We start from the raw sequence: 15,435 nt of genomic DNA, 5'->3' as shown, positions 1-15,435 counted from the left end.
TGGAGATTGCGGCGGCTTTTTGGCGCTGCAAACGGGATGTCGACCGTCGAGAGGGGGACAGCTTAGGAATTGAAGTGAAGTCTGCTTGTGATTCGATCGTGTGCCTTTGCCATGAGGATGAACGAGGATCCATTTACGAAATCTGCCATAGAAGGGATGACACTATGAACAAGCGCAAACGGACGTTACGCTTGGCTTCACGTCTGACATCTTTGGTTCTTAGCGTTTTGCTGGCGGCAATGACGCTGCCGGGGACGGTTTTCGCGGAAACCCCTGCCGGCGGCGATCCGTTCCAAGGCGAGATCCTGTTCCCCTTCAACGAGGGGAACGGTCCGACCTCCAGCGCCCTTACGGGCGGTCTGACGGCTACCTTAGACAACTATGCGCGGGATCCGAACGGCCGGGGCGGCACGCCCGCCATCTCCAACGATCAAACGGGCAAGAACGGGATCACGATCGACTACGGTGCCGAGTTCGCGAGCGTAACCGATTTGACCATGGGCGTATGGGTGAAGCCCTCGGCTCCCAGTCCGGGAACCTCCAGTTCTTTAATGGCCCCGCCATATAGCGGTACCACGGGCAATTGGGGATTCGGCAACGGCGAAATCTGGTGGGGGATCGACTGGGGCACCGATGCCAATACCTTCGCCGACACCAGCATAAGCTTCCTATCTTATGGATCGGACGGTTCCGAGTGGGGGAGCACCATGTCCGCGCCGGCGGGGAACCTGGCCGACGGCGGCTGGCACTATCTGGCGTTCTCGTTCAGCGCGTCGGCGAAAACGGTCGCGCTGTATGTGGACGGCAGTCCGATCGGCGAGAAGACCTACGCGTCCACATTCCCCGTCAATCTGCAAGCTTACAAGTGGTTCGGCGGGAATGGCTATCAGGGGCGCGCGTACACCGGCCTCCTGGATGAGCTGTCGGTGTTCCCCGCGGTTCTCGACGCCGGCGCGCACGAAGCGCTCTATAACAGGGCGCCCAATACGAGCGGCGGCAATCCGGAGGATCCCTTCCAAGGCGAGAACCTCTTCCCCTTCAATGAGGGGAACGGTACGACCTCCGGCGCCCTTACGGGCGGTCTGACGGCCACCTTGCACAACTATTCGTGGGATACCGGCAACAACGGCCGGGGCGGCACTTCCGCGATCTCCTCGGAAGACAGGGGCGCGAGCGGGCTCACGATCGACTACGGGGATCCGTTCGCGAGCTTAACGGATCTTACCATGGGCGTGTGGGTGAAGCCTACGATCCCCGCCGAAATCCAGGATGTGGGAAAAGTCAGTTATTTAATGGCCCCGCCTTACGGAGGGACCCATGGCGATTGGGGGCTGCCTAACGGAGATATTTGGTGGAATATCAAATGGGGCACCGAGGAAAACCATTACGCGGACACCACGATCGACTTCTTGGTTGTCGGATCGGACAATGCCGGTTGGGATGGCGGCTTTTCCGCGACGGCTGGGAATCTGGCGGACGGCAATTGGCACTATCTGTCGTACGTTTACAGTGCGACGGAGCTGACAATCAAGCTGTATGCGGACGGCGCGATGATCGGCGAAAAAAAGTATACTTCCCTTGCCCCCATCAATCTGCAAGCCTACAAGTGGTTCGGCGGGAATGGCTATCAGGGACGCGCGTACACCGGCCTCCTGGATGAGCTTTCGGTCTTCCCTTCGGCTCTTGGCGACGCCGCGCAAGAAGCGCTCTATAACCGAGCGCCCAATACGGACGGCACCGGCCAGCAGGCGGATCCGGCCGACACCGATCAAGTGGGCGACAAGACCTATTATGTGGCTAAGACCGGCAGCGACGGCAATCCGGGTACGGAAGCCGAGCCTTTCCTTACGATCCAGAAGGCAGCCGATGTCCTGCTGCCCGGCGAAACCGTCATCATCCGCGAGGGCGTCTACGAGGAATCCGTACGTCCGAAATACAACGGCACGGCGGATCATCCCATTACCTATAAAACGGGCGGCGGCGAGAAAGCGGTCATCTCCGGCGCGAACCTGATCACCGAGCAATGGCAGACGGCGTCAAACCCCGGCGCGGCGGAATACGACGCCGACGACGCGAACCTATGGAAAGTAAACATGCGCTTGCCGATGGGCAATTACCGCAATCAAATTTTTGCGAACGGCGAAGCCATGCTGCCGGCACGGTATCCGAACGTGGCGAAGGAAGACGCGTACTACCGTCCGAACTGGCTAACCTACGCGTTCGACGGCGAGAACGCCAGCACGGGCGGATGGTCTACCCCGGCGGGCAAGCTGCGCGACCCCGAGCTGAACCAGCCCGCAGGTACATGGAACGGCGCGGCCATCGTGGGCATGGACAACCGCGGATGGAACTTATCCGGCGCGGAAGTCGTCTCCTCCACGCCCGGCTGGCTGAATCTGGCGAACCTCGACTTCTACGAGCTAGGGCCGACCGGCTACGCTTCCGGTAATGATTTCCATTACTATCTCCAAAACGCAATGGCCGCTCTGGACGCGCCATTTGAATGGTTCTATGACGAGAGCGGCGAAACCCTGTATGTCCAGCTCCCGAACGGCATGAACCCGAACGAGCTGGATATTCGTTACAAAGCGCGCGAATGGGGTTTGGATCTGTCCGGCCGCAAGTATATCCATATCGAAGGCATCGACCTGAACGGCTCCAACCTGACCATGCGTAACGGCGTGAGCAATGTCGTCGATCATATGACGGCCAAGTACGTCACCGAATTCCTGTCCCCGGACGATGAGCGGGGCGGCATCATCGTGGGCGGCAAGAACAACGCCTTGATCAACAGCGAGATCGCGTATTCCGCCGGCGCGCTGGTCACCGTCGAGGGCGAGGGCAACAAGATCGTCAATAACAAGCTCCACGACGCGACTACCGGCCCGACCATGTTTACGTTCGCGATCACCGTTTCGGGCATGAATCACTTGATCAGCCGCAACGAGGTCTATAACGCCAGCGGCACGCTGATCGGCGGCAGCTTCTACGCCAGCGAAATCTCGTACAACGACATCCATGACGGCAACTGGCACAGCACCGACGCGGGTCTGATGTACTTCGCTTATACCGATATGGGAAACAGCCAAATTCACCACAACAACATCCATGACTCCCACAGCGAATTTTCCAATGGCGTGTATTTTGACCTGGGCGGCAAGAACGCCCAAGTGTTCCATAACGTGTTTTGGAATTTGCCCTGGGCGGCGATGTTCGTAAACGCCAGCTCGGAGTTCGTATCCGCGTTCAACAACACGGTCTACCAAGGAGCAACGGCTCACCCGAACCCTGAAATGTACACGAACTCCCCCGGGGACGCCTATATGGACGTCTACATGAACAACATCGTGGATTCCCGCGGCGTGGGCACGGATAACGTCAACGCCGGCGCGGTCGTGAAGGACAATTACAGCAGACCGGAAGACGACGTCGACGGCACCGCCACCTTTACCGACCCGGCTGCGCATGACTTTACCCTGAAAGCCGGTTCCGGCGCGATCGGCGCGGGCGCCTATCAGCCGGGAGACAACTGGGACGCGGGCGTGCAGGATACGCCGGTAACGGCCGGCGAAGTCAGCGGAGGTCCGCGGCTCCTGCCCTACGCGAACCGAAACCTGCTGTTCAACAGCGGGTTCGAGTGGCCGCGGCTCGACGTCCAAGGCATGGGCACCTTGCCTTATTGGAACAAGACGGGGACGGGAAGCGCATCCCTCGTGCAAGCCTCTTCATCGGCCGACAACGCGCATGCCCGCGAGCAGTACGCCGTGGCGCTGACCGGTCAGAATATCGGCCTGGAGCAGACCATAACCGGTCTGGAGCCCGGCAAGGATTATGTTCTGCGCGGCTTTGCCCGGATGGGCAGCGGCAGCGAGGCCGCCGGACAAAACGTGGAAATCGGCGTGCGCGTCGGTCCGAATACCCTTAAGGGCGATGCGAATAGGCCCGCATGGCGAGCGGTTTCGATTCCATTCACCGCGGACCAGACCGGAGAAGCGACGATTTATGCGACAAAGACAACCTCCGGCTCGCAGGCGCTGATAGACGATTTCTCGGTTGTGAGCGCCGATCTGGTGCCCGACCTTGCGCCGCCTAGCGACGATCTATACCCGATGCTTCACTCGCCGGTGGCACTCCTGGACGATATGCTGTACGAGGATTCCGATTGGACTACAGCGGGCCAATCCTCGTTCGCGAAGGACGAACCGACCGGCCTCGCGCTGGAAGCGCAGCCCGGTCAAACCGCCGCCGCGTTCTACACCCGGGAGAAGTACGGAGACAAGGACTTCTATTTGAAACTCGGCGAGCATGAAAAGCTTGACGCGCTCGACCTGAACCTTATACTCCGGGCCAACGCGGCGACGCGGACCGCCAATCGGTATGAGATCGCGATTCACGGCACGACCGCCACGCTGACCCGTTATTACAGCGGCACAAGCACCCGGCTGGGCCAGTGGCAGGTGGCTATCAACGACCGGCTCTTGAAGGCCGGCTCGGTATGGGATGACAGCAACGGCAGCGGTAACGGCGGCGTAACCGTGACCCTCAAGAGCGGGGACGATACGCTGTTCTCCTTCCGCGACGAAAGCAACTTAAACGTCTCGACCCCCGGCTACTTCGGTCTGGCGACGGAATCCGCCATCGCACTCGGACGCGTGACCGAATATGTGGATATGCGCTCCGTAATCGCGGATAAGGCCAACTGGACATCCGGGTCTTCCATCGCCTGGGCGAATAGCGATACCCGGCTGACCCCGGTCGGGAGCGCAACCGCCGGGTACACCGACCGGACATTCGGCGACGCGGAGTTCGCGGTGGGCTTTGAATCCGGCATGAACACGGGGGCGTTCCCCAACTTTACGCTGCGGGCTCCGACCGAGGAGGATCTTCTGAACAACCCATGGAGCGGCGCGAAATACAGCGTCATCTTCAAGGAGGGCTCCTTTGAGATTCAGCACTGGCCGGAGCTCTGGAAGCCCGGCGCAGCCATTCTGTCGGATGACGGCAGATCGGCGCTGGCGGACAACAAAGGCTTCGTGCCGGCGTATACGGACACGCTCGTGAAAGTCAGCATCGTGAACACCGACTACGGCGTGTGGATCCGCGTCAAGGCAGGCGACGCGATCGTCGCGAGTTGGCTCGACGAGAACAATTATCTTCCGAGCGCGGGATATTTCGGCATCTGCGGCTACACCGAGCCCATGACGATCTCCGTGCCGAACGAGAGCACGTATGTTCCTGTCATCGGCAACCCGGACGATAAGCCGGGCAACGCGCCCATAGCGGTTACCGGCATCGGCGTGACGAGCGCATCGATGATCGGCGAGCTGGGAGAAACGGCGCAAATGACCGCAACCGCAACGCCGGACAACGCGACGGATACATCCGTCTCCTGGGCGGTCGTCGGCGCGAATGGCGGCGCAACGGACAAGGCGACGATCGACGAGACCGGCCTGCTGACCGCGGCTGCCGACGGCGTAGTCAAAGTCGTCGCCACGGCGAAGGACGGATCGGGCGTAACGGGCGAACGCCTTGTCACGATCGATTCGACGCCGCCGGCAATCGTGGGGCCGAGCGAGCTGTCGTTCCTCCAAACGGAAGCGGTGTCGATCGCGTTCTCCGCAAGCGACGGCGGAAGCGGCTTGCAATCGTTGACCGCCTCCTTTAACGGCAAGTCGACATCCGGCACGGATGCCGTGGCGGTTTCCGCGGATCCCCTCGGCCTCGCGGCCGGAACGTATCCGATCGTCGTTACGGCGACGGATAATCTGGGCCATCGAACGACGCAGACGTTCAGCTTGAACATCACGATGGAAGTCGCGCAATTAGACGAACTGATCGCGCTCGCGCAAACCCGCGGATTGATCGCCGATGCCAAGACCGTGAAGTCGCTGCAATCGGATATCGACCACATTCAAAAGGATCAAGCGAAAGGCAAGCTGGAAGCGAAGGATTTCAAACAGCTGGAAAAGGATATCAACAAGGAAAAAGGCAAGAAAATCGACGCCGCCTTCGCGGATCGGTTGCTGCTGAGCATCGAGGCTCTGAAGCGTTCTCTGTAAGCATAAGCAAAAAACCGGCTTGCGGAAGCAAGCCGGTTTTTTAGTTAAGTTTTTTATTTCGCTCGCCCATCCCGGATAACCCGCCCGCCGAAAGAAGGTACTGTCCGTAGAGAATTGCGCCCTTTCGGCGCGTTCTGCATACGGCCGAGGGACGCCATATCGGTGCTTACCATCGCGGCTTTTTTTGGTATATACTAGCGTTCTTGTTAAAACCAAATTTCGGCGCAACATCAAAATGCCGCTTATCTCATTTCCGTTGGAAGAAGAGCGCCTTAGCGTTATGGTTCGGACGGCTTTTTTTATCCTGCCGCAACTTTCGAAATCTGGAAGCGTCTGTAAAATCAGGGAGCGCGCGCTTTGAAGGAAAGGTTGGTGGACATGACAAGGGAATGGACAAGGGGCATGCTGCTTGCGGCCGTGCTGCTCGCGGGGACAACGGGAAGCGCCGCGGTTTCGCCGGCGGCGGCTGCGGGGGCCGATGCGCCGCGGCTGACCGGCAACGGCTTGCCGATGCTGGACCCGGCCTTTGGAAATGATACGCATTTTATGAAAGCGCTCGCTTTAGAACTGTACAAGGAAAGCCCCGTGACCGCGTAGTTGCCGAAGCGGTGGCGCTACTATGGGATGCGGAGCCGGCTTACAGAGGATGGCTACAGGCTGACGGCTTATCGTTCAGCAATGGTATGGTTTGATGGTAAAGAGAACCGTAATGGGAGTGGGAAACGAATGAAGTTGGATATCGCGGCCATTGTCGAACAGCTCGGGCTTGACTCGGCTAGATTCGGCGAATGGAAAAGCAAGGCGCTTGAGACGGAGCAGGCCTATAGCATCCAGGCGCGTTCATTTGAGGGGATCGAAAAGGAAGGCGCGCTTCATCCGATAAACGGCAGCCCCAAATGCACGGAGGCGCCGCCGACTTTGCCTTGATCCTTCATGCACGCATTTCGTGCGATCCTCCATGCCGTACAAAGCCAGTCCGATCGATTCCTGGATCGGACTGGCTTTTTGGTTTGCTCCGGGACGACTCCAGAATAGCTCCGAGAGAACGCCGAGAGAACTCCAAGATGACGACAGCTCTATTAACGCGCAACATCGTATATTTTTACCCGAAATCGTACTTTTGTATATATAAACCGGCTCCGTTTCACTCTAGAATAGATATGTAAGCCTTTTCAAAATCGTTGCGCGCCACAGGCGCGGCGACGGTACGCGAATGTAAATCCGTAGCTATGGAGGCTGAAGATGGAGCGGACGAAGATCATCATCGATACGGATATCGGCGACGATATCGACGACGCGCTGGCGATCGCCTTTGCGCTGGAGTCGCCCGAGCTGGACGTGCTCGGCATTACGACGGTGTTCAAAAACGTGACAGCGAGGGCGAAACTTGCGGTTCGGCTGCTGGAACATGCCGGACGCGCGGACATTCCCGTCTACGCCGGCATCGGCAGTCCGATGCTGAACAAGGTTGACGTGAACGAGATCCCGAACCAATACGCCAAAGAACGCGACGGGGACGCGGCGGGGTTCGGCACGAACGGCATCGACTTCATGATCGATACGATCCTGAAGTCGGACGGCGGGATTACGCTGGTGCCGATCGGCCCGCTGACGAATATCGCGATCGCCATTCTTAAAGAGCCGGCGCTTCGAAGCAAGGTGAAGGAAATCGTCATGATGGGCGGCTGCTACTACAGCCATCTAAGCGAATGGAACATCCGGTGCGACCCGGAGGCCGCGAGAGTCGTGTTCGAATCCGGCATCCCGATCAGGGCGGTCGGCCTGGACGTGACGGTGCAATGCGTGCTGACCGCGGAAGACGCGGACCGGCTGACGACCAGCCCGAAACGATCGGCCGCGTATCTCCCGGAGCTGCTCGCCAGGTGGCGGAAAGTGACGGACCACCATCCGATGCTGCACGATCCGCTGGCCGTCTGCGCCGTATTCGACGATCGCTTGCTCGAATTCCAACAGGACGACATCGTCGTGGAGACGCAGGGCGAATTTACGCGCGGGCAGACGTATAACCGCAGCGCCCTCTACTGGCGCGGCGGCGCCGACCGGTCCGTCATCCGGGCCGCGAAGCGCGTCGAGGCGGAAGCGTTCCTCAAGCTGTATATGGACAGGGTGTGCCACCGAAGCCATGACGCCATGGCGCAACGACTCGCGGACGAAGGAAGGGATAGCGGTTGAACAAGCACGGCATTCTCTATGAACTTCGTAAGAATCGAACCTTATTTCTCATGGCGCTGCCCGCCGTGCTGCTGGTCCTCTTAATCTCTTACATCCCGATGGCGGGGATCATCCTGGCGTTCAAGGACTACCGCTTCGATCTCGGCGTGTTCGGCAGTCATTGGAACGGGTTCGAAAACTTCAAATACTTCTTTAATTCGGGAACCGGGCTGCGGGTCACGCGCAATACGATTCTGTACAATGTGCTCAATCTGGTGACCTCGCAGCTGTTTGCCATCATGATCGCCATTTTCATTAACGAGATGCGAGGGAAATATTTCAAGAAGGTCTCGCAATCGATTATTTTCCTCCCTTTCTTCATCTCATGGACGATCGTCGGCGTCTTCGTGTACAACATTTTCAACTACGAGACCGGGACGCTGAACTCGGTGCTGAAATCGCTGCACATGGACCCCGTCAACCTGTACAGCACGCCGACGGTATGGATCTTCATCATCTGTTTCTTCAACTCCTGGAAGTGGGTCGGCTATACGTCGGTCATTTATATCGCTTCGATTCTCAGCATCGACGCGGAATGCTTCGAGGCCGCCGAGATCGACGGCGCGAACGTGTTCCAGAAAATCTTTTATATTACGATTCCGTCGATCAGCCCGACGATCTTCATCATGTTCCTGCTCAATATCGGCCGGATCTTGCGCGGCGACTTCCAGATGTTCTACCAGATCATCGGCAACAACGGCCAGCTGTTCGATTCCACCGATGTCATCGATACGTTCGTCTTCCGATCGCTGCTGACGAGCGGCGACATCGCGATGCCGGCCGCGGCGACGTTCTATCAATCCGTGCTCTGCTTCGTCATCATTATGGTGGTGAATGGCGTCATTCGGAGGACCAGACCGGACAACGCGCTGTTCTAGGATGCATGCCCGAGCAGCGAACAAAGTTCGCGACCAGGCAGGATGCATGCCCGAGCAGCGAACAAAGTTCGCGACCAGGGGGTAAGCCGATTACGTTTTCGCCAGGAAAGGAGATTTATGGAGAACAATCTTGCTATCGACCGGACGGGAAGGATTCCAAAGACGGCAGGCGCGAATTTCCTATTCAACGTGATCAGCTACACGGTGGTGAGCGTGGCGGCGATCCTCTGCCTGCTGCCGTTCGAAATTCTCATCTCCGGCTCGTTCACGGACGAGAGCGCGATCGCGCTGCACGGCTACGGCATCATACCGAGCGATTTCTCGCTCGAAGCGTATCGCGTGTTGTTCAAGTTCCCGCAAGCGATCATACGGGCCTACGGCGTATCCATTTTCATTACGGCGGTCGGGACGGTCATCGGGCTATTCCTGACTTCGATGACGGCTTACGTGATGAACCGCAAGGATTTCAAGTACCGGAACAAGCTGGCGTTCTTCTTCTACTTCACGACGTTGTTCAACGGCGGCATTCTGTCGACTTATATCTTCTTCGTGAAGTACCTGCAATTGAAAAACGACATGCTCTCCTTGATCCTCCCGCTGCTGATCAACGTGTTCTACCTCATCGTGATGCGGACCTTCATCAGTTCGATTCCCGATTCGATCAGCGAATCGGCCAAGATCGACGGAGCGGGAGACTTCACGATCTTCATGAAGCTCATCCTGCCGCTTACGAAGCCGGGGCTCGCCACCATCGGCCTGTTCTATGCCCTGGATTACTGGAATGACTGGTACAACGCGATGCTCTACATTACCGACGTGAACAAGTACCCGCTGCAATATTTGCTGTTCTCGACGCTGCAATCCGCCGAGGCCATCTCGCGGATCTCCAAGATGGCCAGCGTGGCCGCCATTTCCGTTCCGACCTTGTCGCTCAAGCTCGCCATGGCGGTGATCGCGACGGGGCCGATCATTCTCGTCTATCCGTCCGTGCAGAAGTATTTCGTCAAAGGCCTTACGGTCGGCGCAATCAAAGGATAATGCCGGATGATCCGGTTTATCGCATAACGACTATTTCAAGGGGGATGCGTATGAGAAGATCAAACGTATTAACGCTGCTTCTGGCAATCACGCTCACAATGGCGATTGCGTTAACCGGCTGCGGCAATAACTCCGGAAATTCAAACGCCGATTCGGGCAGCGGCGGCAATTCGGGCACGAGCGGCAATGCGGGCGGCACGACGGATAACGCCGCTGCCGGTGCCGACAATGGCGCGGCGAAGCCGGATATCGACCTGTCCAAGCACGTCGACCTGACCATGTACCTGATCGGCTCGCCCGCCCGGGATTACGACATGGTGCTGGCCGAAGTGAACAAGAAGCTGGAGAAGGACTTGAACGCGACCTTGAAAGTGAACTGGGTCGGCTGGGCCGATTACGGCACGCAATATCCGCTGCTTCTGGCTTCCGGCGAACCGATCGACTTGATTTACGCTTCGACGTGGACGAACTTCTATCAGAATGCCCGGAAGGGCGCGTTCATGGATATTAAAGACCTGGCGAAGAAATACGCGCCGAAGAGTCTTGCCCAGATCACTCCGGATTTCTACAAGCAGACGGAAGTGGACGGCCATCTCTTTGCGATGCCTTCGGAGTTCTATCAGTATGGCGATATGGGCTATATCGTCCGAGGCGATTTAATGAAGAAATACGGACTGACATCCATCGACAGCATCGATGATTACGGGAAATTCATGGATGCGGTCGTGAAGAACGATCCGCAGCTCGATCCAAGCGGCGATATCAGCTCATCCGGCGGTCTGGAGTCGTATTATGCGAATGCGCAAGGCTATTACGGGATCCTGTCGAGCCAGTTTTCCCCGTTCTATATCAACATGGACGATGCCAATCCGAAGATCTTTAACTTGTACGAGACGGACGGCATCCTGGATTACTTCAAGAAAATGAAAGAGTGGGGAGACAAGGGCTACTGGTCGAAATCGATTCTCTCCAACAAAGACGATAAAATGTTAACGGAAGGGAAGGCCGCGTCCAAACTGCACAATCAAGATTCCTGGAGCGGCGTATACATGGAGCATCCGGATTGGGACGTCCAATTCTATCTGAACAGCAAGTACACGTATAAAACGCAAGCGATGCAGGACGGCATGGCGGTACCGGCTTCGTCCAAAAATCCGGAACGCGCGCTGATGCTCCTTGAATTGCTGCGCACGGATCGCAGCTACAACAATCTCCTGACGTACGGCATCGAGGGCAAGCATTATGAAATTACGGCCGACAATAAGCTGAAACCGCTGGATCTGGACGGCTTCGCGCCGGATGGCTATTGCTCGTGGGGCTTTAAGGCGCCGGAGCTCCGCTATGATGTCGTCGGTACGCCGCCGACCAACGCCGAAGTGCGTCAGAAGCTGGCGGACCGGGCGAGAGAGAACCCGTACGCGCTCTTCACGCCGGACTTCGAGCCGGTCAAGAACGAGATGGCCGCCGTCACCAATATCGTGCAGCAGTATTCGTTCCCGCTCAACTACGGGTACGTGAAGAATCCGGAAGAAGGACTGAAGACGCTCCAATCCAAAGTCAAAGCCGCGGGCTCGGAGAAGATCATGGCCGAAATGCAGAAGCAGCTGGACGCGTTCCTGGCGGCCAACAAGTAAATCCGTTCAACCGATCGGAAGGTTCAGGAGGGATGACATCCCTCCTGAGCCTTTTGTTTACCGGAAGCGATCCGGGATCCGGATCTCGACGGACGTGCCGTTGCCCGGCGACGAGCGGTAGGCAAGCCCGTATTCCTGGCCGTAGCAGAGCTTGATCCGGTGGTCGACGTTGCGGACGCCGTAGCCTTGGACTTCCTCGCCGGCGTTCCCGTTCGCAAGCAGGCGCTCGGCCTGTTCCGAAGGCATGCCCACGCCGTCGTCCGCGACCGTCAAGACGATCTCGCCCATCTCGGGATAGCCGGTAATCGCAATGGTGCCTTCCTTGCCGTCCCTGGCCTCGAGGATGCCGTGGATGATGGCATTTTCAACGAGGGGCTGGAGGATCAGCTTCAGGATATCGCGGCCGTACAAGGCGGGGTCGATCTGAACGTCCAGCTTGATTTTATTGTCGAACCGCAAATTCTGAATTTGCACATAGGCGCGAATATGATTGATTTCGTCTTCGATGCTGACGATGTCCCTGCCCTTGTTCAGGCTGAGCTTATAGAACTTGGCGAGCGATTGCGAGATGACCGCGATGTCGGGCACGCCGTTGTCGATGGCTTTCCAGTTGATCATCTCGAGCGTGTTGTACAGAAAATGCGGGTTGATCTGCGCCTGGAGCGCTTTGAGCTCGAGATTCTTGATTTCCTTGCCGTTCTGGTACTGCTCTTCGACGAGCAGCCGGATGCGTTTGACCATGTGGTTGAAGCTGTCGGTGAGCTCGCCGATCTCGTCCCGACTCGCGGACTGCGCTTCCACGTTCAGCACGCCTTCTTGCACCAAGCGCATTTTTTTCTTGAGCAGCAGGATGCGCTTGACCGTCGCGCCGGCAATCAAGTAGGCCAATCCGTAGGAGATCAGGCCGCAGACGAGCATCAAGACGAGCATAAGGTCCCGGATTCGGATGCTTTGCGTCAGGATATCGGTCATTGGAATCGCCGTCACCATCGTCCAATCCGTATTCTCGACCGCTCTGGTCTTGATGACGTAATCGCTGCCGCCGATGGCGGCGTTTCTCCATGCCGGGCCGTCGGTTTGCGCGTCTTGAATCAGCGCCGGATCCGGGTTGATCCGCCGGAAATTGTCCATGTTGGAGCAGCTTACGATCGCGCCGTTCGCGTTTTGAAGATAGACGGCGCCGTCATTCGCGATATTCGCTTTCCGCAGGATATCTTCGATCAATTCCTTGAGAATGTTCAGTTCGATAATGCCGATGATTTCCGTCGTCTGCTCGCTGTTGCGGATCTTGCGGAGCAGCGAGATGACCGGTACCGGGTCGAGATTGCTGTTGTTGTTGGTGATCGCATGTTCCGGCAGCCAGCTGACCTTATCCTTGGAAGCCAGCAGCGCCCGGTAGCTCCCGGTTTGGGAGAAGGCGTCCATGTCGAAGAAGTTGAAGTTCTGTCCCGCGTACATCAGCCACCCCGGCACGTACAGACTGGCCCGGTAGACGTCTTCCGCATTCTGAAAGCTGTTCAAGAATGATTCCAGCTTCTGTCTGTCGATATTCTGCTGGACGTAATCGTCTCCGAACGCCTGCTTGTCCCGGGTCAGCATCGTCTGCACGTCGGCGTTGAAGTAGATGACGTCGGAGGCTTTGATCAGCGTGTTCACCTTATAGCTCAGGAACGTGTAGGCCTGGTCGAACGACAGATCGGCGGAGTGAAGGATCTGCTTCTCGTAATCGCGGGATACGTTCTTGTACGAGAACGAAGTCATCAGCGCAAGCGGCAGGAAGATGAGGATGAAATAGGAGATCAGGAGCTTGCCCCGAATATGCAGGTTCGTGAACAAGCCGGTTATCGTCCGCAGCGGGTTTCTCACGGCTTATGTTTTCTCCTGAATTGCGTAGGCGTCATGCCGGTGATTTTCTTGAAGGCCTTCGCGAAATAATTGGCGTCGTTGTAGCCCGACAGATCCGCGACCTCGTACAGCTTGGATTGCGGCTCCATCAGCAAGTCCGCGGAACGCGCGATGCGGACCTCCGCGATATATTCGCTGATCGTCTTGCCCGTCTCTTTCCGAAACAGCGACGACAGATAGGTCGGCGTCAGGTGGACGTGATCGGCCAGCATATGCACGGTAATTTCCTTGTCGCTGTAGTTGCCCCGGATATACTTCTTCACGTCCAGCACGGCTCTGCAGTTGGATTCCAGATTCGCGATGCGGTCGAGGAGAACGGCCGCCCTGCGCAGAAAGTAGTCCTTCAGCTGCTTGAACGTGCCGATCTTGGACATGACCGCCCAGTCGTATTCCTCCTGCCCGGCGCCGGACGGGCTCAGGAGCAGGCCACGCTTCTCGCCTTGCTCCGCGAGCAGGCGCAGCATGCGGTAGAACAGGCTTCTGACATCGTCGGCCGGCGTGCCGGTCTTGGTTCGCATGGCCTGATACAGCTGCTCCGCAAACGACAGGATCGCCTCTTTGTTCAGCTCCTGCAGCAGCTTCTCGTACGCATGAAGGAGTTCGAGCGTGATCGGGTACGCGGCGGTCGGCTTCTCCATGGCATCGACCATCGTGCCGAAGCCGTAGTAGAACAGCCGGCTCAGAAACCCGGCCGCCGTCTCGTAGGAAGCGCGGATTCCCGCCCAACCGGGAGAAGTCATGCCGACGATCCAGGACACCTTGGGGGAAGGCGGGTACTGGCTCAGATGCTCCGCAAGCAGCGGGTAGACCGCCGCCAGCTCGTTCCGGCGTTCCGGCCGATGGGCGGAGATCACGACGATGCGGGCGGAATCCTGGATGGCCGCCAGGTGCGTGAAGCCGTTCGAAGCCCGATGCAGATAGTCGACGATCCGGTTGAGGCCGCGCAGGTCGATCGCGTTCGGTTCGCCGTCCTCATGGGCGGGGACGAGGATGGAAACCGTATAGGAGCTGCCGGGGGCAAAGGTGACGCCGGCAAGCTGCAGGCTGCGTTTCAGTTCGTCGTCGTCGATCGGGCCGCGAATGAGCCCGCTAACGATCGTCTGCCTGATGAACGGCAGGCTCTCGGACAATGCCAGGTTCAGATGGTCGGCTTTCAGATGCTCCAGGCACAGCTGCACGGCCTTGGCGATCACCTCCTGCAGCTCGTCGAGATTGATCGGTTTCTCCACGTAACTGACCGCGTTGATGCGAATGGCGGCTTTCAGGTATTCCTTGTCGGAATGCCCGCTCAAATAAATGATTTTGCAGGCGGGAAACCGTTCGCGGACCGAGGCGGTAAAGTCGATGCCGTTCATGCCGGGCATGCGGATATCCGATACGACGATATCGGGCCGCAGGCGGCTCGCCGCTTCGAGCCCTTCAATGCCGTCCTTGGCCTCTTCGACGACCCCGATGCCCAGCTCATGCCACTTGATATGTTTCATCAGGCCTTGCCGAGTAGCGGTCTCGTCTTCGACGAGCAGAAGCTTAATCATGCGATTTCACTCCCGATTAGGTAGTAGCGGCCGGACGCCTGCCGCGCGAGGGAACCATGCCGCGGCGAACGACGCGGTATTCCGCATTGTCGTCCCCTCATTTGAAAACGATTACATCTAAGGAAATTATACGTGATCCCGTCGGATATTCACA

General features: G+C 57.9%; 9 protein-coding genes. 7 read left to right on the top strand and 2 right to left on the bottom strand.

What is annotated here, in order from left to right; genetic code table 11:
* Positions 1-164: 164 nt before the first annotated feature.
* The 7 genes from I8J29_RS06130 (at position 165) to I8J29_RS06100 (ending at position 11,841) form a co-directional block, all read left to right on the top strand.
* Positions 165-6,059 (top strand): LamG-like jellyroll fold domain-containing protein, encoded by a 5,895-nt coding sequence (locus I8J29_RS06130; RefSeq protein WP_208846804.1) that lies wholly within the window; start codon positions 165-167, stop codon positions 6,057-6,059.
* Positions 6,060-6,416: 357 nt separating this feature from the next.
* Positions 6,417-6,656 (top strand): hypothetical protein, encoded by a 240-nt coding sequence (locus I8J29_RS06125; protein WP_208846803.1) that lies wholly within the window; start codon positions 6,417-6,419, stop codon positions 6,654-6,656.
* A 129-nt stretch (positions 6,657-6,785) separates the two neighbouring features.
* Complete coding sequence (locus I8J29_RS06120) at positions 6,786-6,986, top strand: hypothetical protein (RefSeq protein ID WP_208846802.1); 201 nt, start codon at positions 6,786-6,788, stop codon at positions 6,984-6,986.
* 315 nt (positions 6,987-7,301) lie between these two features.
* Positions 7,302-8,252: a nucleoside hydrolase gene (locus I8J29_RS06115; protein ID WP_208846801.1), complete on the top strand. Its 951-nt coding sequence runs from the start codon at positions 7,302-7,304 to the stop codon at positions 8,250-8,252.
* Positions 8,249-9,169, top strand: a complete 921-nt coding sequence (locus tag I8J29_RS06110; protein ID WP_240545953.1) for an ABC transporter permease — start codon at positions 8,249-8,251, stop codon at positions 9,167-9,169. Before I8J29_RS06115 ends, I8J29_RS06110 begins: the two co-directional genes overlap by 4 nt.
* A 117-nt stretch (positions 9,170-9,286) precedes the next feature.
* Positions 9,287-10,207: a carbohydrate ABC transporter permease gene (locus tag I8J29_RS06105; RefSeq protein ID WP_208846800.1), complete on the top strand. Its 921-nt coding sequence runs from the start codon at positions 9,287-9,289 to the stop codon at positions 10,205-10,207.
* A 50-nt stretch (positions 10,208-10,257) separates the two neighbouring features.
* Positions 10,258-11,841, top strand: a complete 1,584-nt coding sequence (locus I8J29_RS06100) for an ABC transporter substrate-binding protein (RefSeq protein WP_208846799.1) — start codon at positions 10,258-10,260, stop codon at positions 11,839-11,841.
* Positions 11,842-11,898: 57 nt separating this feature from the next.
* Here I8J29_RS06100 and I8J29_RS06095 read toward each other — a convergent pair whose 3' ends face one another.
* Positions 11,899-13,707 (bottom strand): cache domain-containing sensor histidine kinase, encoded by a 1,809-nt coding sequence (locus I8J29_RS06095; RefSeq protein ID WP_208846798.1) that lies wholly within the window; start codon positions 13,705-13,707, stop codon positions 11,899-11,901.
* A complete protein-coding gene (locus tag I8J29_RS06090) occupies positions 13,704-15,281 on the bottom strand; it encodes a response regulator transcription factor (protein WP_208846797.1) in 1,578 nt (525 codons plus the stop codon). The genes I8J29_RS06095 and I8J29_RS06090 overlap by 4 nt, the downstream gene beginning before the upstream one ends.
* Positions 15,282-15,435: the final 154 nt, after the last annotated feature.

Source organism: Paenibacillus artemisiicola (genome assembly GCF_017652985.1).
GTDB lineage: Bacteria > Bacillota > Bacilli > Paenibacillales > Paenibacillaceae > Paenibacillus_Z > Paenibacillus_Z artemisiicola.
This window is presented reverse-complemented; position numbering and strand designations above follow the sequence as displayed.